Source organism: Pedobacter sp. WC2423 (genome assembly GCF_040822065.1).
Lineage (GTDB): Bacteria > Bacteroidota > Bacteroidia > Sphingobacteriales > Sphingobacteriaceae > Pedobacter.
Window position 1 is genome coordinate 2,426,429 of record NZ_CP162005.1, and the last position, 26,097, is coordinate 2,452,525.

Below are 26,097 nucleotides of genomic sequence, written 5' to 3' on the forward strand. Positions count from 1 at the left end.
AGTGATTTTATCATATCGTAGAATAAGAATTTAGAGATTACTATCTGTTCCTAAAGAGGATTTGGTATGGGACAAATGACACTTTTATCAGGGGAATTACCTTTCTACCTTTATACTGAGAGCTGCAAATAACTATGCAGTTTTCGGAGATTCCACACTTCAAAAATTAGGATAAGGATCTGCAAAACCCGAAAAAAGATGCAATAACTAATTCTTAAAAAAATGAAAAAGAGACTTTTTAAAAAAACGGATCTAATCCTCCCTTCTAAAAAGGTAACTGATAAGCCCCATGGGCCTATCATCTTATTTGGCTACATAAGCGAACCTCCAGAAGGTGGCGGCGGTGGTGGTGGTGGCTGGGACCCCAATTATCCAACTTACCCTGGTACCGGAGGGGGAGGTGGTGAAAGTACAGGTGACGGAGCGGGTGGTACCTTACCAAGTGGAAATTTATCTTCAGATTATCAGGAGCAAGTAAGCGATGCTTTTTGGGCACCCCCAATAGTTAGTTTTGTGAGATTCACTGTTTATCCAAGTGGGGCAGCAACTCCAAATGTAGTTGTGAGGACGAGATCACTTGGAAATTACATGACAAAGACTACTATTCCATTTACAGCCACTACCAGAACAGTAGACGTTGGTCTCTACGCATCTAACACCCAAGTGCACGTTTATTTTCAAACGACTGACTCAAATGGAGGAAGTTGCCATTGGCAAGCAATGCACTCATAACCTTTCAAACCATAATAAACCGAAGCCTGTAACTTTTAGTTGCAGGCTTGTTAAAAAAATACAATGAACATGGAGATTAATTTTTATGACCAGATTAAAGAAATTGAAAGTACAGAGCCACAGCTGATCAGAAATAAGAAAGAGAACAGTACTTTTGAATTAAGACCTGAAAAAAGGCTGTTAGCTGATTTGTCAGGTAATTGTGGAGCATTTTTCATTAGATCAATACTTCATCAATTAAATGTTGATGAATCTTATGTCTTAAAATGGCGGTTGGAAAACAAGTATATACAATATGTAATATTGAATTACTACGCCCCAGATTGTATGCCCTCGACATTTCCGTTATCTACACTTTTAAATCAAAAAGATGGTATCCAAAGGATTAGAACTTTATTCTCAGAAGGTTATTTTTTGAAAGCAGCATTGGGGGATGCCTCATATTTTACACAAAGTTGGGATAAAACAGGCGATTTTGAACAAATAGTTTTGTTACCTGTATGTACTGGACAATACGAAAACTATATGCTTCAGAAAAAGATCTTTATTAGAAGCGAATTTAGAGTTCATACATTTTCTAAAGATATTATTCCTGGATTATCATATGTATACCATGGAGATAACCAACCTCACTACCATCAGGGTTTAAATGATTTTTTAGATAAAATTCTTACAAAGATACCTAATTCTATTCTTAGCGGTACTTTAATCGCTTGGGATATCGCACTTACAATTGACAATCAATTCTGTATTATTGAGGCTAATTTCACCGGTTTCCACCCTGAATATAGAAAAGGTTTTCAAACAACCGGATATGTGGATGACCATAAATATGGTTCAATAATTTGTGCCTGGCTTAATATATATTTTGAAGAATACTTCGGCGTACATGTAGCTAGTATAGAAAACAGTCTGTTGGAAAATTACCCATTCTACAAGGCTTTTGAATTTTATAAATCAATATTAAAAAATGAACATTTAAGTCTAGCTAGAAATAATGCGAAACGAATGGAATACTCCGTTATCACTTATCTCGGAGAAGATGGCAATCAGCTGATCATAAATTTAATAAAACACTTTTTACTTATCGATTTCACAAGTAAATATCATGTTATTGTTAATGATTTATGTCTTGAAGCTGTTTTTCAATTATTTTCATACACCAGAGGAAAGGTATTATTATATCGGGAAAGTGAAATATTCACTAATCAACATTTTGATTTGATCAAACAGCTGAACTATGAAAGGAGAAAGCAGTTATGCTGTCAGCATCTTTTAAAGAAAATCAAAAAAGGCATAATTATTTAAGAATAATGGAGATTATATGGAACAGATGGCAAATGGTTATTATAGTGTGATTACATGGAAACAATACAGTTTAGATACGCACTTTCCAAAACAGATTCAGCAACTGAACCTTGAAAATGATGATGATTACCTGTTATTTCTGAAATTTGAAGATAATTCCTTTATTCCGAATATTGATACCTTAAAAGAGTCTTTGGAGATTATTCTAAGTGAGAATGATAGGACACTTATTATTCTAACACCAAAAAAAAATGCTCCAATAGAAACAGCAAGTGAGGACGAACATGTTTGTTCTTTTTGCTGTAACCTCAACATTTTTAGTGAGACATTTAATTCAATAAAGAACTTTACCGTTAAACCTAGTGAATTACTTTTTGTCTTTTTAGACCGAATTACAATGGGAAGTAATAATTTTGACAGAATTATAGTGAAGCAACTCCCATTTATCATAAAACACTCAGTGACGAATAATGATTGTGACGTGGTTATACCGCATCTAGGGAATAAGTTATACCTTAAGAATGTCTTACACTATCTAAGTCATATTAAGGCAACTACAGGATATGTTGGTATTGACCAAATAATAGATAAGGAGATTGCTGAAATAATAACCAATAACCTTGATATTTCATTTTACAATTTTAGCCCGACACCAGTCGGACCATACGTGATCAGAAATACCCTGATTGATCAGGGAATAAATAAGCTTATATTTTTTCAAGATTCAGATGATTTGCCATGTGCTGATCGATTTGAAATAATATCAGATTACATGTATAACAACGGCTGTGATTTATGCGGTTCTCATGAATTAAGAATGGATTACTACACTAAAACCGTTCTGGCAGTAAGGTATCCTGTTGACGTAACGGCCGCGTTAAAAGATGGTCCATGGCACTCATTACTTCATCCGGCATCAGCTATTGAAAGAAAAACATTTTACGAATGTAATAAACTATCGCAGGAAAGAACTTTTGGTAATGATACAAAATTTTTACTTTATAGTTTTTTTATTATAAAAAACATTAAAAACGTTGACGAATTCCTTTATATCAGAAAACGTCATCCCAACTCCCTTACTACATCCCCTGGTACAATGATGGGTTCAGGAATTAGACGAAGCTTATTACGCTTATGGAATAACGATTTTGAATTAATAAAATCAGAGGAATTGAATTTAGAGCAATCTAGCTTATACTATCAAGACTCAGCATATCCAGTTAAATTTTGGAAAATATAACCGGTTATACTCACTATTTCACTATCAGAAGGAGTTAGTGCTTGGTGTTTTTTAAGCACGGTTGTTTTTTTTGCTTCCAAAAGCAAAAGACTTGAAACAGCAAAAAAAACCTGAAAAAGAGATTTGAGCTCAAACTCAAATCTCTTTTTCAGGTAAAATTCTAAAGTCCAGAAGCCTTCAAACCATCACGCAGATCATTTATTTTTAAGTACTTGATTAATGCTTCCGGATGATCGGTTTGCACCCCCTGAACTCCTTTATCCATCGCTGCTTTCCATTTTAACGGATCTTCATCGGCCATTTGCACATCCAAAAACACAGCTAATCCGCTTTCCTTTAATGCGGCAACAAGCGCCGGATCCGAAATATTATCAGTTGCTTCTAATGGCATTTGACGCAGAACAGCAATCAATTCTTCTTTTGTTTTTATGGACGAAGGCAAGCCACACATCAGCGGCATTTGCGGAGCCACTGCTCTCCACAACTTATACTGCTCCGCTTTATTGATATAAACAAGCACTTGCTTTTCCATCCCCGCAGCCTTAATTTCCTCGTAGGCCTGTGCTACATCAGCCTGTTTAAAATCCAGATAAATATTAATCCGGTTTTTGCACGCTTTTAAAGCTTCCATAAATGAAGGTAGACTATATAAATGACCATCCTTAGCATTCAAAGTCAGCTTTGCTACCTCGTCCAGGTTCAAATCCTGAATCCTGCCTTTGCCATTGGTCGTATGGTCTACATTTTCATTGTGAATTAAAACCAGATGACCATCACTAGTTGTACGAAGATCTATTTCTACATAATCAGCACCAAGACTGATCGCTTCCTCAATTGCGGGTATACTATTTTCAGGTTTGACCAGATGGCTTCCGCGATGCGCAATCACAATAAAACCATTTTTACATTTGGGAAGCGGAGCTACCGTCCGCTGCCCGAATGTGATCAAAGTAAAACAGCTGAATACCATTACCAGTAAGTTTGTTTTACAATTCATCATTTAATAATTTATTGCTTTGCAGCAGGGTTCATATCTGTAAATTCCGCGGCATGATCTCTGCTTGATTTTTTCAGGGAAAAAGCATCAAACAATTCTCCTGAAGTTTTGTAAGCTTCAAACTTCAGGTTCCCGCCATCCACATGAATCACCTGGAATAACTGTGTATTTTCCAGAGAAACATTCATCCATTTAGCACCATCCACTTTATACATTTTTGGGCCGGCAACAGAAACCAGGTACACTGGCCCGCTGGCTTCCCTGCCAGATAACCCGCGCGGTAAATTCTGTCCGCGGCTATAAGTATGGTCATGTCCCTGCAAAACAAGGTCTATATGATACTTGTCAAATAAAGGTTTAAACCGCTCTCTGAAGTCTTTATTGTCCCTGCTTTTGGCCGTAGAAAAGATAGGATGGTGAAAAGTGATGACCGTCCACAATTTTGTGTTTTCCTTTAAAACTTTTTCCAGCCATTCATACTCAATCTTTGCAGAAGCCTCGTCCAGAATAATCATTTGAGAATCCAATGATATTACACGTACATTTTGATAGTCAATGTAATAAACAGACTCTTCCAGGCCCTTAGGCCCATTTCCAGGCAAAGTATACTGTACACCCCAATGCGGATCCAGAATCAGCTTTCTTTTCTCATCACGAACATACTCATGGTTTCCCGGTGAAGGCATACTCGGAACCATTCCGTTGATAAAACCACCACCATAGTGCCACTCACCCCACTCCTTATCGTTGTTTGACCTGTTAATCAAGTCACCGGTATGGATAATAAAACGGGCATCCGGTTCATGAGCAAATGCTTTACGGATTACGCGCGACCATTTAGAACGGATATCATTCTGTGCATCACCCAGGTAAATAAAAGAAAAAGGCTTGCTCTGATCAGCAGATGCTGTGGTGAACTGAAACCATTCACTCCAATACTCCCCAGCACCTACACGGTAAGCATATACTGTTCCGGGCTTTAAATTATTAAAAGTAACACTGTGATACTTCGCTGTCGCATAGTTCTGACCACCAGACAATAAACGGGAATCGGCATCATAAGTTGTAATCGCATCTTCCAGGGCAGGGCTGGAATCTTCCGCTTTAATTTGTGCTTTGGCACCCACAATCGTAGTATCAGTACGCCAGGTTACTGTTTGACTAACAGCAGTACTGCCTTTCCAGGTTAAAATGACACGGTCTGGAAAAGGTTTCGGATTAAAATCCTGTGCCTGAATATTTGTAATGGCTGCAATAACCAGCAGTACAGCGGTATATATAGATTTGTTCATTTGATAAATTTTAAATTATTTGAGGTACCACATTAGTGTAGATTCTTTGTCCGGGCCAAAAGCAGCAATTGCTTTCTGGTAATTGACTTTATTTTTCGCACTTTCAGAATCTGGAAAAACATAACGTTTTGGAATTCCCCTGCCCGCAGCCAAAGGGCCGGTAACAAAAGCAGGATAACCGGTTCGGCGCTGATCAAACCAGCCTTCCGATCCTTTAAACAGCATCGCTATCCATTTCTGAGTGATCAGCTGTTCCAATGTACCATCATATTTAACCAGAGGCTGGTCAAAGTAATTTGCAGGAGCAGTGAGCCCATAACTTTTCATAGACTCTTTGATTCCCTTATAATACATGGATTCTGCAGTTTCTCCTGGCACAGTAAGTTTACCTTTCTGGATCGCTTCTGCCAGGATAAAACATTGCTCGGTATAGGTTATCAGAGTGGCGTTCAATAAAGGATTGGAAGAGCCACCATTTTTCCTAAAAAACCCGGCAGAGAAAACAGAAACATGATCCTCTCCTCCATTATATGAAGCAGGCGCATCGATCGCATTAGGTACACCAACATATTTATTAAGGTCTACAGTTGAACCGGTCGTACTTTTAACTGGTTCTACCCATAAACCCAGTCGCGGATCATTTCTTTGGACAAGCCTGTCCACCAGCTCCTTACTTACTTTTGTCTTTTGATAATCAAAATCAATCATCGCCAGCGGGCCTCCTGGCCAGCTATATGCAGCTAAATTCCCCAGATAAGCAACAGCTGCATTATCGGCACTACTTTCAAAAACAGGATAAGTAGTTTTGTCATTCATCATGGTCTGCATGTCAGTAAATGCAGCACTATACACTTTAGAAATACGCAATAACATCCTTAAACGCAAAGTATTGGCAAACTTACGCCATTGCAGCGCCTTGCCATTAAACAGCGCATCGCCTTTGGCATTAATCTCGCCGGTGCTTCCGTTTAAAAGCGCATTAGCCTCCTGCAATTCTCTCAATAAATCAGGATAAATAACCTGCTGCTGATCGTATTCAGGATAAATGAGGTTACTTTCTTTCGACTGCAGCGCCTGAGTATAAGGAATATCTCCATACAGATCAGTCAGGTAAGCAAAATTAAAAGCTTTCATAATTTTACTGATTGCTACATACTGATTCTCAGAACGGCCTTTTGCGGTTTCCAGCAAGGTTTTATTCACCGATAAACGTGCGTAGGTATCGTCCCAGTCTACCGGTCCCCAGTCAAACAGATCATAGCCAGTATTACGAACCAGTGTAAGGTACCTTGCAGCAGAAGCCGGTCTTCTGCCTACTGCATTTTCCTGGTAGCCATAAGCAGTAGACAAGATCACTTCGGACATCAGGAACTCTGTATTGGTCGTTTCCGGAGAATTTGGATTGGTATTGATTTTATCAAAATCTTTGGTGCAGGCGCTCAGTATGGCCATAAATAACACCAGGATAGTTTTATATCTGAATTTCATTTGGATACGGATTAAAAATTACAACTTAATTTACAGCCAAAAGAGCGTGTGCCCGGTAAGGTCCAATGGCCAACCCCCAGTTTAAACCCTTCGGTCACACTCATCGTAGTTTCCGGATCGTAGCCCAGGCCATTAGCAGTCCAGGTATATAAATTCCTGCCGATCAATGAGATGGAAAGATTGCTTATAGGCAATTTGCCCAATACATTTTTACTGAACACATAGGTTATAGAAGCTTCCCTGAGTTTCAGAAAGGAAGCAGAATAGGTTAAGCGTTCATAATACTTATTATAGGTGTTATTGTAAAAATCAGAGGCTGCAATAATCACCTTATTTTCATTGTAAGTACCGTCTGCACTGGCTATATAACCTGGAATAATCATCCCATCATTCCGCTTGTTTCCCTGTGAATCAACCCATGGCAAACCTCCGGTTTGTGCATCTCTGCCGGCAATAGTATTATCCGTTAACCCCGAATTGATCAGACTTTTAACTACGTAAGAATAGAAATTGCCACCTTTGCGCCAGTCCAAAAGGAAATTAAGCGTCAGGTTTTTATAGCTGAAAGTATTGTTAAAACCGATGGTAAAATCAGGATTATAATTTCCAACTTTTATATATTCAGCATTATTACGGATATAATGTCCTGTTTTATCCAGTAAAGCTGCTCCTGCGTACTGTCCGCCCGGAACTTTAGTATAACTTGGTGTATAGAAATCTCCTATTTTAGTCCCTTCTTTTATTAAATACCGGATATTATCCCCGTCTGCACTACCCATAGAATATTCAGGCAGCCCCTCCATCAGAGAGATCACCTTATTTTCATTTTTGGTAAAGTTTGCATTGATTTCCCATTTAAATGCCCCCTGAACAGGAATAGCGGTTAAGCCAACTTCCCATCCGCTATTCTGGATATTTCCGGCATTAATTAAACGGTTCGATGCACCTGAAGTAATGGTTGTTGGAATATTGATAATCTGGTTTCTTTTGTTGGTTTTATACCAGGTCACATCCAGGCCAAACCTGTTATTGAAAAAGCGCAGGTCTCCACCAAACTCATAAGAAGTTGCAATTTCAGGTTTTAAGAAGTTATTTTTAAGGTTAAACTCAATAGTAGCTCTTTTCACATCGCCCCAATCTTGGTTAAAAGGAATCGTATTGTATAACTGGTAAGGATCAGTATCACTTCCAACCTGTGCCCAGTTCGCCCTGATTTTCGCAAATGATAATACCTCAGATTTCACTTTGAACACATCCGTTAAAACTGTGCTTAATGAAACTGAAGGATAGAAATAAGAATTATTTTGAGCAGGTAATGTACTTGACCAGTCATTTCTTCCGGTTACATCCAGAAATACCATATTCTTGAAGGAGGCCTGCCCCATTCCATATAAACTATTGATTCGTTTACGGGAATTATACTGCGCATTAGTGATAGTTCCTGCACGCGCATTATTGATATTATAAATTCCCGGAATACTTAAACTTTCGGTACGCTGAGCGGTACTTCTGTTGGTCTGATCCATTTGGTTCCCCCCAACCGACAAGCCAAACGACCAGTCCTGGTTCAGCGTTTTCTTATAACTGAGCAGGAAATCTGTATTCTGCTCCTTAAAAAAAGAATTATCTACACCATAACCACCGAATTTGAATCGCTTCGCACTAAAAGGACGTTTCGTTTCATGCGCTTCATTGTATAAATCAAGCCCGGTACGCACCATTAAACTCAGATCATTCGTGATATCAAATACTGCCTGTACATTTCCGGTTATCCGGTTTCTGTCGTAACCATTGGTATGTTCATAAGCTACAAAATATGGATTATCAGAATCATCCGGAGAAAATTGTTCTAAGTTTTCCCGGCCTGGTTTCCAGTAATTCTTCAAATCATTGATATTCATATTGGAAGGCATGGAGTAAACCATTTGCGTCACACTTTCTCTGTAAGCCGACGGGCGGTTATCACTTTTATTATTTACATAACCAATATTGGTACTGATCTTTACTTTAGGATGCAATACATAAGTTGCTGCCAGGTTCAGGGTATTTCTGCTCAGATCCGTATGCGGGACAATCCCTTTATTGACCATATTGGTATAAGATAACCTGTAATTACCATCTGCATTTTTACCGGTGATGGCAATGTTATTGGTATAAGTAGAACCTGTATTGTAAAAATCTTTAGCATTGTTTGGATGTGATACCCAATCGGTAGGTACAGGCTTTCCGTTTTGGGCATCAAGCGGACTGTTCCATTGCAGGTGTTTGGTTCCTATATCAAGACGCGGCCCCCAGGCCGAAGTAGTGCTTACTGCCGGATCATCGGTATATTCTCCTGCACCAAACTGATTCTGGAAATGCGGAAACATCCAGGCCTGGTCAAACATCGCATTGGAGTTGAAGCTTACGCCTAAACCTTTTTTAGCTGATGAACCACTTTTTGTGGTGATCAGTACTACTCCGCTTCCTGCCCTGCTGCCATATAAAGCCGCAGCACTCGCTCCTTTTAAGATCGTAATGCTTTCAATATCGTCGGGGCTGATATCAGCAACCGGACTCCCATAATCTACAGAAGAACGGCCTACTTCGGAAGTTGCCCGCAGCGAATGTGCCACAGGAACACCGTCAACTACAAAAAGTGGCTGGTTATCTGTTGCAATCGATGATTGTCCGCGAATGGTAATCATTGCGGTAGATCCAGGATCAGAACCTGTACTCACCACATTTACCCCCGCTACCTTTCCGGCAATGGAATTCACCACATTCACTTCTTTGACCGTATTCACATCACTACTTTTTAAAGTAGCAATGGAATAACCAAGTGCTTTTTCATTCCGCTTGATACCCAAAGCAGTAATTACGACTTCAGACAAACCGGTTTCATCCGGAATAAGGCTGATGTTAACCACCGTTTCTCCTTTAAGAACGAACTCTTTAGTCTGGTAGCCCATCATTCTAAATAGCAGAGTAGCTGATGGCTCCCTTACATTCAGGCTATAATCACCATTCAGATTGGTCGTGGTCACATTATTACTTCCTTTTTCCAGCACACTTACTCCCGGTACGGGCAAACCTTTTTCATCAGTAACCTTACCTTTAATCCGGACAGCCTTTTTGATAATGATCTGATTGTTCTGGACGATGTAAGTTAACTGCATAGGCGTGAGTATGCGGTCAAGCAGACTACTTACCATTTCGTTGTTAGCTTTAACAGCTTCAATCTGCTGGTTCAACACCGCGTCTTTGTTGGTGTAAACAAAAGACAGGCTGGTTTTCTTCTCTATGCTTTTCAGCAATGCTGTTAAAGTGCCATTTTTAAAATTGAAACTTATCCTGTTATTCAGCCCCTGCGCCTTTAAAGGCGATGCTTGCGCGGCAAAGAACAGGACAGAAAGCATAAAATAAATGAGAGTAAGAAAACGCATTACTTTAAAAATTAATTGATTAGTCACTGCGGACTTTTTCATAACTTTGTGTGTTTTAATCGTTGATGGGTTAAAATAAAATTGAAATCATTAGCCGGAGCATGCGTCAACATGCTTCGGCTTTTTCTTTAGCGTGGTCTAATTACATTTACCTCCTTTTATATAAATGGTCTGTTTATTTATGGTGTAATGAATATCCAGGCTTATCTGAATGGTTTGTAATACTTCATTTAAGCTGACATTATTAAATTTCGCTGTGAGTTTACATCCTTTAAAAGACCGGTCTGTACTAATTTTCACTGCATATTTTCGTTCTAAAACTTCAAAAACCTCTTCTACAGGCAATTGATCAAAGACCATTTTACCTTCAGTCCATCCCATAGCAGCCCGGGCATCTTCCACATTTTCCAGGTGCAGCTGAGCTGAATTACCAACTGCCTTTTGATTTGGCAGCAAGTGAATAGCCGCAGACTGTGTTCCTGCTGAATCTCTGGAAACGGCAACTTTCCCTGTGAGCACTGTAACTTCAGTTTGATGTCCTTGCCAGGCACGAATATTAAAACTTGTTCCAAGTACGCGCGTCTGAATATTTAAACTATGGACTACGAATGGATGCCGGGGATCACGTTTTACTTTAAAGAAGGCTTCTCCTTTAAGCCTGACAGTTCTCAGATCTGCATGATGCAGATTCTTTGGATAGCTGATACTACTGCCGGAGTTTAACCAGATCTGTGTGCTGTCGGGCAACATCACATTGATCATCTTTCCGGAACCTGCCGACTTTGTAATCCATGCGATGCTCGTGTGCTGTAAAACTGGTTGCTGTACCTTATAGAATAAAGTGAATAATGTTATTGCAGTAAAAATAGCAGCAGCAGCCAGCCAGAAATTAAACTTAATAGTTTTCCGGGGTGCCTCCTCAAGTAAAGAAGCTTGAATACTACTAAAACTTTCTTTCCATTCGTCATTCTCCGGCAGCATCGCGGTATTTTCCCATAGCCATAAAGCCTGTTCCAGTTCTTGCTGGTGTGCAGGATCTTTACTCAGCCATTCTTGTATCTTTTTCTCCTGCTGTTCGATTTGCTGAACGTTGTCGCTGGCATGCTCCTTTGCAGATAAATAATCCAATACAAATTTCCAGTTCTCTTGATCCATTCCTATGCTTTTATAGAAACAAGACAAGAAACCGGGCATGCATTACGGGCCGTAAAACGTTAACATTACATTAAGAAATAGTTAAGGGTCTTTTTACCTGAATTCTGACTCGTTTTTCAGTACCCGCTCTTGCAGGAACAGAAAACCTCTGGCCAGATGGTCTTCCACTGTTCTAACTGAAATATCCAATAAAGCTGCAATTTCTTTATAGCTAAAGCCATCAATACGATACATATAGAAAACTAAACGTCTGCGTTCGGGCATCTGATCAATCAATCTGTATAAAACCCGTTTTCTATCCTTATCCAGGTAAAGCTGAGCAGGATCTGCTGTTTCATCCAGAATACCAGGTAGTTCCTCTTCTTCCAGGTGCAGAAACTTTACCCGGGAAACCTTATGGTAATTTGTTGAAGCATTTTTTACTGCCCTGAACAGGTAGGCTTTTTCATTGGAGATCCGGGTCTTATTTTTCCAGATGGCGATAAATACATCATTCAGAATAAGTTGAGCTTCTTCTACGTCTTTTACCAGGTAAATCGCATATTTCTTAAGAGTAGGATACATGCGCCGGTAAAGATCCCCGAATGCTTTTCCATCGAAGTTATCTACATGATCTCCGTTAAACCCGGCAGTATTGTTTTCGCCCATAAAATATGGAGCAAAATTAGAGCTGCCAAATGATTGACGTATTAACAAAATGTTAAATGAAACAGCGAATTAAATTCAGCAGCGGGAAAGAAAAATGAATGTATTAATTAGGTGACCGGGATTGTCTGGTTGGAGGAAATAATTTAGCTTTAATGATTTAGCAAATGAACCTATAATACTTTCAACCAGAACCAATCCATTATGAAAAGACCTGACCAGTTTTTATTCTCTGTCCTGCTGCTCATTTTTATCCCTGTACTTTCATGGGCACAAAATAAGCCCTTATCCAAAGCAAAAGACCTAACCAGCTTACAACAAGACTTTGTCGACCTGCGTTTTGGAATGTTTATCCATTATAATATCCCGACCTACATGGATGAAGACTGGCCTGATCCGGATGCGTCACCTGCAATCTTTAATCCTAAAAAACTCGATTGTGAACAATGGGCGAAAGCCGCAAAATCTGCAAACATGACTTATGGCTGTTTAACGACTAAACACCACAGTGGGTTCGCCATCTGGGATACAAAAACTACGGATTATAATGTCATGAATAGCCCATTGAAAAGAGACGTAGTTAAAGAATATGTGAATGCTTTCAGGAAAAACGGGTTGAAAGTGATGTTATATTACTCCATTTTAGATACACACCATAAATTAAGGCCAAACCTGATTACGCCGGAACATATAAAAATGATAAAGGCACAATTGACAGAGCTACTAACCAATTATGGTGAGATCAACGCCTTGATTATTGACGGATGGGATGCCCCATGGTCAAGAATATCATATGATGATGTTCCGTTTGAAGAAATTTATACTTTGATTAAATCTATCCAGCCAAACTGTTTGGTAATGGATCTGAATGCCGCTAAATATCCTTCAGAAGCATTATACTATACTGATATCAAATCATACGAACAGGGTGCAGGCCAGCATATCTCTAAAGAAACCAATCAACTGCCAGCCCTTTCTTGTTTACCATTACAGCAAAACTGGTTCTGGAAAACATCTTTTCCAACAACACCAGTAAAAGATGCGTTTAAAATGGTGAATGACAACATCATCCCTTTCAATAATGCGTATTGTAATTTCATTCTGAATGTGGCACCAAACCGTGACGGATTAATTGATGATAACGCATTGTCGGCCTTAAAAGAAATAGGAAAAGCCTGGAAGAATGAAGGAGCTACGCAGCAACTGCCCACAGCAGATGCGCCAATAATTTCTCCAAATCTGGCTAAAAACCAACCTGCTGACGGAAGCTGGAGTGATGATATGAATATTATGGATTTTGCAAATGACGACAACTTCAGCACCACCTGGAAGGTTAATTCAAGAGTGGAGAAACCATGGTATGAAGTTGAATTCAGAAAAGAGAAAGCCTTTAATATGGTGGTGATTGCGGATAAAACTCCAGTAACCATTAAAAAGTATAAATTAGAATATCGTTTAGACGGCGTATGGCATACCATATTTTCTGGAGAGAACACGCATAAAATAAAGGTTCACCGTTTTGATACCGTTTATGGTGACAAAGTGAGAATTCAGGTAGAAAATACCGGTTCAACAGTTGAAATCGCAGAATTTGGTATATTTAACGAAAGAAGATAAACAGTTTAACAGCTGTATCGTATTCAAATCAGGTAAAGATTTGAATACGATACAGCTGTTAAACTGATCAATAGTCTTTTAACCCTTTTATATTCCGTACCTTTGCCAATTAAATGGATATTTGATATGAAAGACTATAGTGATATGATTAACAGCGACAAGAATTCTGGCAAGATTAAAGATCTTGAGGATGCATTGAATGGCGTTGAAGTAACTTACTCTCGTTGGCTGGTTAATCGTGAAAATATTCATACGGGTGAGAAACCAGATAGATTAGGAAATTATTTCCGTTATTTTTATGATGAAAACGGTATTCAATTTTATGTAAAAGACGCACTTCCTATTGATATAAAGAACGCGTGCTGGTCTGCTTTCAGAGGCATCTTTGTGAATAAGCAATAATTCAGAGTATTTAACTTAATAGCTAAAATGGCAAAGGAGAAGATTTATCATCTCCGCCATTTGTATCAAACCGGATCGCATACTGCTCACGGTCCCCTTCAATATTCATTGGAAATAGAAAACCAGCTATCAATAAAGTATCAATTGATCACAGCCAGCTTTTATTTCTTATCCAGTAAAAAACAGATCCCAGGGTAATCAATACCAGCAAAGCAGGTAGCCATACACTTAATTTTAAGGTTTCCTTTTCTTTAAAAGTTTGTTCAGCTTCAGTCTTGTTCGTATTTAAACTATGCTCATTTTTCTTTGATAGTACAGTCAGGTTCTTTTGTATAACTGTCTCTTTATCAATTTTCAACTGGATTACCTGCTCTTTGATCAAAGCTTTGGCCGAAAGTTTTTTCGTTACAGGATTTAAGATTAAACTGACTTCTGCAAGCGGGCTTTTAATAGCCATTACTCCGTTAACCAGCTCATCGAAATCAATATAAGTGTCTGTGGTAATCACTTGTTGAGGAATAACCAGTATGGTATCGGCTTTTTCTCTGATGGTAGTTAATGAATGATCCATTGTTAAACTCAATGTATCTTTTTTAGTTTGCTGAACAGTTTCCTGTTTAATCTTTTCTGTTGCCTGAAATACGTGACGGGAAGTTCCGCATCCCGATAAGACGATAAGCGATGAAAGGATGAACAGGGAAAATGTTTTCGGGTGTATATTTTTCATAAGGATGTATTTGTTATTTAATTTGATAGTCTATGTGATAAGCTAATAGTCAAACCGGTGCAGGTTATTAAAATATAAAGTTCCCGGGGTTATTCCCTCTGCGCTTATATTGAATATTCCTGACCGGATGAACTAATTTTTAACAGGTATTATTTGATAGTTTATTGTGCACCAACTCCAGGTATCAACGAGAGAAAAGTAACTGTATCTGCAACCGCCGCCTCTTGTGAAGGGAAGTATTGGTTATTCTCATTGCGGATCATTTCCGGGCCGCCCATATTGATCATATCTCCTATTGGACGGGATTGATCCTGTCTGTACATTTCAAAACCAAGGTTATTGTAATATTCCAGTGTACCACCAGTATTATACAGATCAATCAATACCCCATCCCAATCATGGGATCTGTTTAAATGACCAGCAGTATTGTTATATACTTGTGCATTGGCAGGTTTAACTCTTGAAGGAAAGGCTGCGAAATAATCCTGTATTTCCGGAGTAGCCTGAAGCTCAAAGGCAGAATATTTCCAACTGTTCCAAACGATATTATTATAGATCGAAATATTTTTAGCTTCATTACCATAGGATACACCCCAGGCACGAATTGCATTCCCCTGGTGATTCGTAACCTTATTGTCATGGAAAGATCCATTACCAATCATATGGAAAATACCATTGTGATATCCATTTGGAGCATTTGGATCATCATATCTTGTATTGATATTATCAATGATATTTCCGGCAACTTCATAACCATCAACCTGTCCAACATAAGCTACATTTCCAATACCCGGGCAATTCTTAACTATACAATTCAGGAACTTAAAGTTTCGCATCAGATTCAAAATTCCTTCCGCTGCAAATCCACCATCGCAATGAAACCCGCTACTGGTGTTTTCAAAAGTTAGTCTCTCTAATTTCCAGTCTTTAGACGTAGATTCATCGGTACCATCATACACTCCTTTATAATGATAAGAAATGGTATAGTCGCCTATATTTTTAAAGCTGATATCATGCAGATAAACACCATTGCTATGGTATTCAATAGAAATAGCGCGGTAAGGCTGGTCAGTAATCGACACTCCCCATAACTCGAAATTGTCTGCCTGACCAATATCAATAGCTCCGCCTTTCATAATTACTCCCGTTGCATCCATTCTGACATTTGTTGCTTTTTCAACATAGATGTAATCGTAATTTCCCGGAACAATCTTTACATTGGTATTGGCAAGCGGCTCCAGGATCAGCTGCCCTGAACCTGTACCTATGCTTACAAACTCAGGGTCTACTGGTGGAATTACCGGCGGCACAATTGCCGTTGCATAAGCCTTTTGAAAATCTGTGCTTGTGATGGAAGGTGCTGCAACTTTACCATCCGAATAAATGATGATATTACCTTTCACCGTGTAAGTAATGGTCTGACCGTTTACTGTAATAGAACCTGTTTGATCTTGTGCAGCTAATACTGCTTCTTGTGCTGTGAATTGATTCATAATTGTTTTTTTATAGAGTGGATGATTTGAAATTTATTTTTGTTTACTTATGTAATAGATTGCTGATCAAACCGGTACAGGTCATCGGAATACAATGCTTCCGGGGTTTTTCCCTCTGCGCAATAGCTTTCCGTATCCCCGACCGGATGAACTGATTTAATTATTGTGCACCAACACCCGGTAAAAGTGAAACGAAACTGACCGTATCGGCTACCGCTTGCTGATGAGAAGGGAAATAATGGTTATTCTCATTACGGATCATATCCGGGCCGCCCATATTGATCATATCATCTACCGGCCGGGATGAATTCTCCCTATACATTTCAAAACCAAGGTTGTTGTAAAATTCAAGCGTACCACCAGTTTGATACAAGTCAATCATTACCCCTTCCCAGTCATGAGATCTGTTTAAAAGACCAGCAGTATTATTGTATACTTTTGCATTGGCTGGCTTCATTCGCGAAGGATATGTTTCCATGTAAGTAAACATTTCCGGGAAAACCTGTAATTCAAAAGCAGAGTATTTCCAGCTATTCCAAACAATGTTATTATAGATCAGTATATTTTTGGTTTCAGTACCAAAAGAAGCTCCCCATGCACGAATTGCATTTCCCTGGTGATTGGTAACTTTATTATCATGGAAAGAACCGTTTCCAATGACATGGAAAAGACCATTATGATAACCATTTGGAGCATTAGGATCATTATACAGGGTATTGACATTATCAATTGTATTCCAGGCAATTTCATAGTCTTCCACCGCGCCCAGATAAACAACATCTGAAATTTCAGGACAATTTTTAACTGTACAGTGAATGAATTTAAAGTTTCGCATCAGGCTCTCAATTCCGGCATCATTAAATCCGCCTCCGCCACTAAAAGCTAAACCAGTATTTTCGAAAGTAAGGCGCTCAAATTTCCAGTCCTTAGAAACTGTACTGTCTGTACCATCATATATCGTTTTATCTTCATAAGCAATGGTATAATTACCTACATTTTTAAAACTGAGATCATGCAGATAAATACCATTACTCTGGCTTTTAATAGAAAGAGCGCGGTAAGACTGGTCAATAACCGACGCCCCCCATAATTCTAAGTTGTCTGCCTGGCCAATATCAATAGATCCGCCTTGCAGGATTACTCCTGTTGCATCCATTCTGACATTAGTCGCTTTTTCGACATAGATGTAATCATAATTACCCGGAACAATCTTTACATTGGTATTGGCAAGTGGTTCCAGGATCAGCTGGCCCGAACCCGTACCTATACTTACGAAATCAGGATCTGCAGGAGGGTCTACTGGTGGAGTTACTGGCGGCACAATTGCCGTTGCATAAGCCAATTGAAAATCTGTGCTTGTAATAGAAGGTGCTGCAACTTTACCATCCGAATAAATGATAATATTACCCTTTACCGTATAAGTAATGACCTGGCCGTTTACAGTAATGGAACCTGTTTGATCTTGTGCAGCTAATACTGCTTCTTGTGTTGTGAATTGACTCATAATTTAATTGTTTTTTTTTATATAATTGATTGTGTAAAATTTCTGTTTGTCCGCTAACTGCTTCAGGAGTTCATTCAACTCATCCACTGAATTATTAATACTATCCAATTTGGAACTCACCGGATAATCAGGGGGTTTTATAAATTCTATTTTTTCCGGGGGAGCCCTTGTTGACAGCATACCAGTGAGGAACAGTAATCCGAGCAGAACCAAAAGCTTTTTCATCTCTCCTTATTTTCATTAATATATCTCCTGACCGATTCTACTGTTCCATTTAAATGGATTAAAGAAGTATCCAGTTTCTTGTTATTACTATCCTGCTGTTCCTTATAAGGCGCAAGCTGCCTGGGTAATTCCTGCCGTACGCCTTTTTCCACAGCCAGGTTGATCTTCTCGTTCAGCGAGGTGATGTCTTTTATCCGAAGCCGGTTCATCTCATTCAGGGCACTATATTGCCAAAAGTTCATCGCGACCGACAGCAGGAGCATCGTTGCAAAAGGGTTCTGCTGAACAGCGGTAAACAACCGGTCAAACATTCTTTCAATCCATGCGGCTTTTCTGTCTATCATGTCTTGTGTTTCTGCTGGTGGATTTTGTATTTCTTCCATGATCATTAAGTTTTATAGGGTTTAATCCTGCTTAACCAACTTTTCAGGAACCTGGCCTGTGTTCCTTTTGCGATCGAACTGTAAAATGCCTGTCTTTTACTGTTATATATTAAAGTAAGTTTAGCTGGGTCATTTGTATTGACTGCGTGGATAGTTATAGGGCCTATAATGCCATCTGTGGCCAGATTCAGCGCAGAAACCTGGTTAACCGTATCCTGTAAATATTTAGCAGCCCTTACCGTTCCGGAATTTACTCCGAAATCATAAACTGTATTGGCCAGCTGCTGGTCATGAACCAAGCCCAGTTGATTGATGTCCCAGAAATTCTGTTTGTAAAAAGTCCGGATCAGTTCAGTCAGCTGCGCATTGGATTTTGCTTTGCGGTTAATCAGTGCAGCAGAAATTCCTTCTGTATCTTTCAGCCCGTCAATGATCAGCCAGCCTCTCCATTCCGACCAGTTGTTTCTGGAAATACCAGCATAAGTTTCCCCTCCTTTATCATTCGGATCATGCACATATCCACCTTCATTTATTCCTGTTAACTGTTCTGCTATTTTAAAATCACTCATGTTTTTGGCCTCCGGATATTATGCTTGTTAATTATCTATTTCTTGTCTGATCCTATTTTTTGTACATTTACTTCGTTGTACGATACAAATATAATATAGAATATTCTATATTTGCAATACATAAATAGAATATTCTTTAAATAATCATGGAAAATACTGAGAACCAAAGACTTAAAATATTCAGAAAATCACTCAACAAAACCCAAATGGAGTTCGGAGAGGTCACTGGATTAAAACAGGGAAGTTTTGCAGATGTCGAAAGAGGCAAAGTGAAGGTTTCCGGAGATATTAAAAACGCACTTCATAAAGAATTTTCTTTAAATATAGAATGGCTGGAAACCGGTCAGGGAGAAATGACTGTAATCAGTGCAAAACCAAACGCCAGGTCAATCGGTGAAATACAATATCCCCTGGAATTTACGGATTCCCCATTTATAGATCTGGGAGAAGGACAGTACTTAATGGTCGTACCTTTAGTTAATGAATATGCTTATGCCGGCTATTTGTCCGGTTATAAAGACCCAGAGTATTTAGAAGTATTACCAAAGCATACAATAATCGTGGACAAATATCATAAAGGCAGTTACAGGGCATTTGAAATAGTTGGTGACAGTATGGACGACAATACCAAAGAAAGTATCAGCGATGGAAGTATTGCTACCGGAAGAGAAATTCAGCAGCATCTGTGGACTTCTAAATTCCATACCCACAGATTTAAAGATTATGTGATAGTACATCGCAGAATGGGAATTATTGCGAAACGAATCTCCAATCATGATACTGAAACTGGTATCATTACCTGCCATTCCTTAAATCCTGATAAAGTTGCTTATCCTGATTTCGATATTCACCTTGATGAGGTGAAGCAGATGTTTAATATTGTCAATGTCCTGCAGAAAAGATAAATAAGAAAGATTTGATGTGCTGACGATAAGCAATACAATTAGTCAGCACATCAGGTTTTACTTCAGGAAAGCACCATCTACAATAAACAATTTCACCCCATGTTCAGAAAACGTGCGGTGTGAACTCAATTCGTCTGAAACCTGGTAAGACATCCCTTTCGTTAATTTATGCTGGCTGCCATCAGCTAGTTCTGAGACCATTTCGCCTTCAATACAGTAAATGATATGTCCTTTGGAACACCAATGATCTGCTTTATAGTTTTTAGAATATTCTACTATCCTGATTCGCAAATCACCAAATTCCAGGGTTTTCCAATACGCTACACCCGTTTCTCCCGGATGCTGGGTTGCGGGAACATTTTCCCAATCTGTGTGCTGAAAAGGAATACCTTCCAATTGCATAGTATAAAAGATTAATTGAATACACAAGATAGTATTTTCCCGGATTGTTCCTTTAAAGATTAAATACAAGGTTATAATCTTATTATTATTTTAATATTTTACCTTTGCACGCGCCAAAACAGACTATATCAATCTGAATGGTCTGTAAGCACTTCAATCTATCATTTAATCAATGACCGAAAGAAGATTGCCTGTATAAAAATTAAGTATAAAACAATATTTCCCCTTTTGAGATGAGTAAGTTTCTATATGGAATTGATTTTGGAACAACCAATTCTGCACTATCTATTTATGACGAAGAAAAAAATGAAATCATCGATACGATAACAGTTCCTTCCCTTTTGTATTTTCAACAAGAACAAAGTGCAACCCAGCCATTAAATTATGTAGTGGGTGAAAATGCGATCGACGCTTATCTAAGCGATGGAATGAAAGGAAGATTCATCAAATCTATCAAGCAAATCTTATCTAGAAGCAGCTTTATAGAAACCAGGATCCACAATAAAAGATATAATGCATCCGATCTGGTTGCTTTAATTCTGAAAGATCTAAAAACAAAAGCCGATGAGATTATCGGATTTGACTGTAAAAAGGCTGTAATTGGCCGCCCTGTATTTTTTGATGACGATAGCACTGCTAAAGATACACTGGCACAAACAAGGTTGAGTAAAGCAGCCGAAAATGCTGGTTTTACAGCAGTCCGCTTTCAATTTGAGCCAATTGGAGCAGCTTTTGCCTATGAGAAGACCATCACGAAAAAAGAAAAAGTACTGGTAGCCGATTTAGGTGGAGGAACAACAGATTTCACTTACCTGGTGCTGAATCCTGATAATGTTGGCAATAAAGACAGAAGAGATGATATGATGGCCTCGGGAGGTATTTATATTGGCGGAGATAGCTTTGATTCTGCCTTTATGTGGGATAAAGGAACACCTTACTTCGGAAAAAACACTTTATATGAGGCTACACCGGGAAAAGTCCTGACTGTTCCGATGTCATTGTTTGCAAATATCTGTACCTGGGATAAAATGAACTTTTTTAATGGCCTGAGAATACAGAAGGACTTACAGGATTATTATCATTATTCTAAAAAAGACAGGAAATTCAAGAACCTGATTACATTGATTGAGAATAACCTGGGCTATTCTATATTTCGTGCTATAGAAAAAACAAAGATTACTTTGTCTGATGAGCAGGTTTCTCCATTTAGCTATTCAAATATGGAAATTGAAATCGACGAAGAAGTTTCCAAAGAACAATACGCTGCTGTAATTGAGAAAGACATCAAAAAGATCAGTGTTTATCTGGATGAATTTATGTTAAAAAACAATATCAAAGCAGAAGAAATTGATAGTTTATTCCTTACTGGCGGAAGTTCACTGGTTGGAGGTGTACAAGATCTTTTTAAGAATAAATTCCCTCATATCCCGGTAAATTCGGGAGACAATTTTACCAGTGTTGCCAAGGGCCTTGCTTATAGCGGCTACTTATTTGATGCAGATTAATGTAAATCCTTTTAACATTAAACACCAGGACCGGACTCCGGCAATATTCCATTAAAATCGAAGATTGCGATAATTTCGAAATCAATCAATTGATAACCGGGGCTAATCTTATTAATCACCCGCCTGGTCATCACTCCATAATAATACAATTGTCAACATCGCATTTCAGTTTGCTCAATATGGCCTTTTCCTGGAGATTAAGGCTATATTGGGTATAACAGCTTTATTTTAAATAAGGCTATCATTTTAAAACCCCTTTTATGAAGATTGAAGCAATTGAATTACTGAGTAATAATATAATAGAAACAGAGCAGTTTTACAATAACATACTCAACATCAAAACCAATTCAAAAAATGAGGATGAAGTATCTTTTCTGGTTGGAACAACAAGGGTATCTTTTCAAAAATCAACTGTTGAACATCCTAACTATCACCTTGCATTTGACATCCCGAATAATAAGCTGGGAGAAGCCTTTAATTGGCTTGAACAAAGAACAACAATATTACCAGTAACAGATGACAGTCAGTTTTCTACTTTTGAAGCCTGGAATGCGAAATCATTCTATTTTTATGATAACAATGGAAACCTGCTTGAATTGATCTGCCGTTTTGATGCCGATAATCAATCTGATGCTGTATTTGATAACAGGAGCATATTATTTGTCAGTGAAATTGGTATTGTGACCAGCGATGTATTGTCAACCGCAGAAGAATTAATCAGCCAGTATGGACTTGAGTACTATGCTAAACAACCTAAAACAGAAAACTTTGCAGTTTTAGGTGATGAAAACGGATTACTGATCCTGGTTACTCCAGATAGAAACTGGTTCCCGACCACAAAAAAAGCACAGGCGTTTGAAGCTAAGGTTCAACTGAGTACAACAGATCGGGCACATCAGGAGCTATTGATCAAATAATAGAATTCATATTCCTGCAAAACAGGTCTGTTATCATTTTAACAGGACTGTTTTCTAAAGGTTTATTAATAGTTATTATCCAGGATCTTTTGAAGAACCGATTGTGACTGACTCATCTTTTTACTCCTGATCGCTTTAAATAACTGCTCATGTAAATGATGGTTCATTGCAAAACGACTAATCCCCTGTTTCTCACGGGCAGCAAAGAAATTGCGCATGATCAATGTAAAACTATCATACAAATCAGACAATACAGGATTTAAAGAAGCCTGGGCAATAGCTGTATGAAAGGCAATATCCGCATCTACACAACGCTGAGGGTCTTCATCTTCAATAGCCGACTTACGATTTCCCAAAGCCAGTTCAATCTCTTTAAGCTGCTCCTCGCTACGGTTTTGTGTAGCCAGCTTTACGATTTCTTTCTCCAGCAACCGTCTTACTGCATTCACATCATCAAAATCAGCACGTCTTAACCGCTGTTCGATACTGACCTCCTGGAAAATGGTATTTACAAACGTACCTGACCCTTGCTGCACCTTCAGGATTCCCGAAATGGCTAAAGTTTTAATCGCTTCCCTGATACTGGAACGTCCTACGCCATATAATTTCATCAGCTCAGGTTCAGCAGGGATTTTCTCACCCGCTTTGTACTTTCCCTGAGAGATATCCTCTTTGATCAGGTTAATTACTTTCTCGTAAAGTTTGATAGAGTTGCTCAAAATAATTCCTTTGTCACAAACATACGATGTTTCTTTCAAACATCCTTATATCTATTCTGTTTTTAGCCACTAAAAAACTAAAAAAACAATATCAAACCTCGAATATATGTTTACAACGGCTATAACTGTGTTCATCACAAACATATGATGTTAAAAGAAACATATGATGTTTTATTTTAAATTGTCATTTATGCATTCTATATTTGCTTCATATTAATCTAAAAAATTATGGCAACTACAAGACGTGGATTCATTTCCGCAGCATCTTTATCCACCTTTGGTTTAGTAACAGCTGCAACAAGCCTGAATTTATTAATCCCTCAAAAGGCTGATGCAGCGGTAAAATCAACGGTAAAAAAAGGACCAGATGGTCCGCAGGCAGAATTGGAAGATTTTGTTTATGATATTGAAAATGGAAGTACAGGCTGGACAGGCACTGGTGGAACTGCCAAAGAAGCCACTGTCGAAGAATTTCCTGTTTCTCAAAGTATAGCAGCTGTAATTATGCGGCTGAATCCAGGTAGCTTCCGTGAATTGCACTGGCATTCTATTGCAGCAGAATGGGCCTATATTTTAGAGGGTAAGGTACGTACAACAGTCGTTTCTCCTGACGGGACAACATCGACAGATGATTTTGAAAAAGGTGACATCTGGTATTTTCCAAAAGGTCATGGCCATTGCTTACAATGTTTAGGAGATGAGCATTGTTTATTCCTGCTGGGTTTTGATAACGGCCACTTTTCTGAATTTGGAACATTTAGCTCAACAGATTGGATCAGCCACATCTCTCCGGAAATTATGGCACGTAACTCAGGATTATCAGCGAGCACATTTGCCGCTTTCCTGCACAAAGAACTTTACATCGGTACCGGAAAAATAGCTACAGCACCAAGGCAGCAAAACTTAGATCCTGATATCCCAACCAGCAGCTCTGCGCATAAGTTCCGTATGGAAAAAGACGGGATATTTCAACAATTTGCAGGTGGTTCTACCAGAAAAGTTTCTTCTAAAGAGTTTCCTATCCAAACTACATTAACTGCATTACGTATGGATATTGAACCAGGTGCGATCCGTGAACTTCACTGGCATCCAAATGCCGATGAATGGCAATATGTAATGAGCGGAAAAGGAAACCTGAGTATTTTTGGTTCACATGGACGTGTAAAAACAATGGCTTATAAGAAAGGAATGGTTTCTTTTATCAAACAAGGTTACGGTCATTACATAGAAAACACAGGTACAGAAACGCTTAAATTGATTATACTTTTTAACGCTCCTGAATACCAGGAAATTTCACTGAATGATTGGTTAAGTGCCAACCCGGCACAGCTTGTTCAAGATCATTTTGGTATTACACCAGCGCAGACAGCTACACTTGCACATCATAAAAAAGGTATTTTTTAACAAAAATCCCCTGCTCCTTGTGGTTCAGGGGATTTCATACAGCTTGCCATCCTTGTATTTAAACTAAAAGCATAATTGCCCATAGAGAAACTGAAGAAATAGCTATCCATAAGATAAGTCCTTGTAAAAAAGGTTTGATTCCGACAGCTTTAACGACTTTAAATGATAAGCCGCTTCCTATCAGAAATAAGGTGAGTGTTAAACCCGTTTTAGCTACGCTGACCACATATGGAGCGAACGATTTAATAAAAGGCAAGTAAGTATTTGCTAACATTGCCAGTATAAATAACCCAATGAAATAGGGTATTTTAACTTTCTTCTGGTCACTTTTAAAGATAAAGGCAGTACCAAACGCTATAGGGATAATCCATAGCGCCCTTGCCAGTTTAACAGTGGTTGCAATCTGTAAAGCCTGTTCACCATACTTACTGGCTGCCCCAACCACAGAACTCGTATCATGGATCGATATGGCGCACCAGATTCCAAACTGGCTTTGTGACAAATTCAATGCATGTCCTATGCCTGGAAATATAAATAAAGCAGCAGAATTCAATATAAATACGATACCTAACGACGCAGAAATCTCTTTTTCCCCGGCTTTCATTACCGGAGACAAGGCTGCAATAGCACTTCCACCGCAAATAGCCGTACCAGCAGAGATCAAAAAAGAGGTTTTGCATTCGGTCTTAAATAACTTACCCAAAATAAAACCCAGTGTGAGCACGCCAAAAATTGAAGCGACTGTGAATAAGAAACCTTCCCGGCCAGCTTTTAATGCAAATGACAAGTTCATTCCAAATCCCATTCCGATTACGGCTAGTTTGAGCAGCCAGTTAGTTGCTTTGTGATGGAGATTAAGAAATGGATGTGCCATGAGCTGCGCAATTGCAAGCCCCAGCAAAAGAGCCAGTGGAGGAGACATTAAAGGGAGCAGACAAAATAGTGCAGCAGCAATAAATATAATTTTACGGGTATTCAGGCTCAATGACATCATCTTTGTTTTTTATCGTACAAAGATGCCCCTGACAACCCTGCAGGTCAAA

At 38.8% G+C, this 26,097-nt stretch carries 23 protein-coding genes; 9 read left to right on the top strand and 14 right to left on the bottom strand.

What is annotated here, in order from left to right; genetic code table 11:
• The first annotated feature begins 222 nt into the window (after window positions 1–222).
• The 3 genes from AB3G38_RS09730 to AB3G38_RS09740 all read left to right on the top strand — a co-directional run bounded on the left by AB3G38_RS09730 (window position 223) and on the right by AB3G38_RS09740 (window position 3,280).
• Window positions 223–732 (top strand): hypothetical protein, encoded by a 510-nt coding sequence (locus AB3G38_RS09730; protein ID WP_367868295.1) that lies wholly within the window; start codon window positions 223–225, stop codon window positions 730–732.
• A gap of 63 nt (window positions 733–795) precedes the next feature.
• Complete coding sequence (locus tag AB3G38_RS09735) at window positions 796–2,040, top strand: hypothetical protein (protein ID WP_367868296.1); 1,245 nt, start codon at window positions 796–798, stop codon at window positions 2,038–2,040.
• Window positions 2,041–2,056: 16 nt separating this feature from the next.
• On the top strand, window positions 2,057–3,280 hold the full coding sequence (locus tag AB3G38_RS09740; protein WP_367868297.1) for a glycosyltransferase family A protein: 1,224 nt from the start codon (window positions 2,057–2,059) through the stop codon (window positions 3,278–3,280).
• A 160-nt stretch (window positions 3,281–3,440) separates the two neighbouring features.
• Here the strand turns inward: AB3G38_RS09740 and AB3G38_RS09745 are convergent, their stop codons facing one another.
• The 6 genes from AB3G38_RS09745 to AB3G38_RS09770 form a co-directional block, all read right to left on the bottom strand.
• Entirely contained in the window at window positions 3,441–4,280 is an 840-nt protein-coding gene (locus tag AB3G38_RS09745) for a glycerophosphodiester phosphodiesterase family protein (RefSeq protein ID WP_367868298.1), read from the bottom strand.
• Between the two features lie 8 nt (window positions 4,281–4,288).
• Entirely contained in the window at window positions 4,289–5,569 is a 1,281-nt protein-coding gene (locus AB3G38_RS09750) for a fibronectin type III domain-containing protein (RefSeq protein ID WP_367868299.1), read from the bottom strand.
• A gap of 15 nt (window positions 5,570–5,584) precedes the next feature.
• Window positions 5,585–7,057 (bottom strand): SusD/RagB family nutrient-binding outer membrane lipoprotein, encoded by a 1,473-nt coding sequence (locus AB3G38_RS09755; RefSeq protein ID WP_367868300.1) that lies wholly within the window; start codon window positions 7,055–7,057, stop codon window positions 5,585–5,587.
• An 11-nt stretch (window positions 7,058–7,068) separates the two neighbouring features.
• On the bottom strand, window positions 7,069–10,524 hold the full coding sequence (locus tag AB3G38_RS09760; protein ID WP_367868301.1) for a SusC/RagA family TonB-linked outer membrane protein: 3,456 nt from the start codon (window positions 10,522–10,524) through the stop codon (window positions 7,069–7,071).
• A 96-nt stretch (window positions 10,525–10,620) separates the two neighbouring features.
• Window positions 10,621–11,637, bottom strand: coding sequence for a FecR family protein (locus AB3G38_RS09765; protein WP_367868302.1), 1,017 nt, complete (start codon window positions 11,635–11,637; stop codon window positions 10,621–10,623).
• A 93-nt stretch (window positions 11,638–11,730) separates the two neighbouring features.
• Window positions 11,731–12,285 carry an RNA polymerase sigma-70 factor gene (locus AB3G38_RS09770; protein WP_367868303.1) on the bottom strand — a complete coding sequence of 185 codons (555 nt, stop codon included), beginning with the start codon at window positions 12,283–12,285 and terminating at the stop codon, window positions 11,731–11,733.
• A 201-nt stretch (window positions 12,286–12,486) separates the two neighbouring features.
• Between AB3G38_RS09770 and AB3G38_RS09775 the strand changes: the two genes are divergently transcribed.
• On the top strand, window positions 12,487–13,899 hold the full coding sequence (locus AB3G38_RS09775) for an alpha-L-fucosidase (RefSeq protein WP_367868304.1): 1,413 nt from the start codon (window positions 12,487–12,489) through the stop codon (window positions 13,897–13,899).
• A 126-nt stretch (window positions 13,900–14,025) separates the two neighbouring features.
• Entirely contained in the window at window positions 14,026–14,301 is a 276-nt protein-coding gene (locus tag AB3G38_RS09780) for a hypothetical protein (protein ID WP_068396121.1), read from the top strand.
• Window positions 14,302–14,449: 148 nt separating this feature from the next.
• Here the strand turns inward: AB3G38_RS09780 and AB3G38_RS09785 are convergent, their stop codons facing one another.
• The 5 genes from AB3G38_RS09785 to AB3G38_RS09805 form a co-directional block, all read right to left on the bottom strand.
• Window positions 14,450–15,028: a hypothetical protein gene (locus AB3G38_RS09785; RefSeq protein WP_367868305.1), complete on the bottom strand. Its 579-nt coding sequence runs from the start codon at window positions 15,026–15,028 to the stop codon at window positions 14,450–14,452.
• A gap of 161 nt (window positions 15,029–15,189) precedes the next feature.
• Entirely contained in the window at window positions 15,190–16,521 is a 1,332-nt protein-coding gene (locus AB3G38_RS09790) for a hypothetical protein (RefSeq protein ID WP_367868306.1), read from the bottom strand.
• Window positions 16,522–16,681: 160 nt separating this feature from the next.
• Entirely contained in the window at window positions 16,682–18,025 is a 1,344-nt protein-coding gene (locus AB3G38_RS09795; protein ID WP_367868307.1) for a hypothetical protein, read from the bottom strand.
• 221 nt (window positions 18,026–18,246) lie between these two features.
• On the bottom strand, window positions 18,247–18,633 hold the full coding sequence (locus tag AB3G38_RS09800) for a hypothetical protein (protein ID WP_367868308.1): 387 nt from the start codon (window positions 18,631–18,633) through the stop codon (window positions 18,247–18,249).
• Between the two features lie 5 nt (window positions 18,634–18,638).
• Window positions 18,639–19,202: a glycoside hydrolase family 108 protein gene (locus AB3G38_RS09805; RefSeq protein ID WP_367868309.1), complete on the bottom strand. Its 564-nt coding sequence runs from the start codon at window positions 19,200–19,202 to the stop codon at window positions 18,639–18,641.
• A 146-nt stretch (window positions 19,203–19,348) separates the two neighbouring features.
• On the opposite strand from AB3G38_RS09805, the gene AB3G38_RS09810 reads away from it, so the two are divergent.
• On the top strand, window positions 19,349–20,107 hold the full coding sequence (locus tag AB3G38_RS09810; protein ID WP_367868310.1) for a hypothetical protein: 759 nt from the start codon (window positions 19,349–19,351) through the stop codon (window positions 20,105–20,107).
• 57 nt (window positions 20,108–20,164) lie between these two features.
• On the opposite strand, the gene AB3G38_RS09815 is transcribed toward AB3G38_RS09810, so the two are convergent.
• Window positions 20,165–20,509 (bottom strand): DHCW motif cupin fold protein, encoded by a 345-nt coding sequence (locus tag AB3G38_RS09815; protein WP_367868311.1) that lies wholly within the window; start codon window positions 20,507–20,509, stop codon window positions 20,165–20,167.
• Window positions 20,510–20,742: 233 nt separating this feature from the next.
• On the opposite strand from AB3G38_RS09815, the gene AB3G38_RS09820 reads away from it, so the two are divergent.
• Window positions 20,743–22,014, top strand: coding sequence for an Hsp70 family protein (locus AB3G38_RS09820; protein ID WP_367868312.1), 1,272 nt, complete (start codon window positions 20,743–20,745; stop codon window positions 22,012–22,014).
• Window positions 22,015–22,274: 260 nt separating this feature from the next.
• Entirely contained in the window at window positions 22,275–22,931 is a 657-nt protein-coding gene (locus AB3G38_RS09825) for a VOC family protein (protein WP_367868313.1), read from the top strand.
• Between the two features lie 65 nt (window positions 22,932–22,996).
• Here the strand turns inward: AB3G38_RS09825 and AB3G38_RS09830 are convergent, their stop codons facing one another.
• Window positions 22,997–23,689: a FadR/GntR family transcriptional regulator gene (locus AB3G38_RS09830; RefSeq protein WP_367868314.1), complete on the bottom strand. Its 693-nt coding sequence runs from the start codon at window positions 23,687–23,689 to the stop codon at window positions 22,997–22,999.
• Between the two features lie 189 nt (window positions 23,690–23,878).
• Between AB3G38_RS09830 and AB3G38_RS09835 the strand changes: the two genes are divergently transcribed.
• On the top strand, window positions 23,879–25,054 hold the full coding sequence (locus tag AB3G38_RS09835) for a cupin domain-containing protein (RefSeq protein WP_367868315.1): 1,176 nt from the start codon (window positions 23,879–23,881) through the stop codon (window positions 25,052–25,054).
• A 58-nt stretch (window positions 25,055–25,112) separates the two neighbouring features.
• On the opposite strand, the gene AB3G38_RS09840 is transcribed toward AB3G38_RS09835, so the two are convergent.
• Window positions 25,113–26,048 (bottom strand): YeiH family protein, encoded by a 936-nt coding sequence (locus AB3G38_RS09840; protein ID WP_367868316.1) that lies wholly within the window; start codon window positions 26,046–26,048, stop codon window positions 25,113–25,115.
• Between the last annotated feature and the right edge of the window lie 49 nt (window positions 26,049–26,097).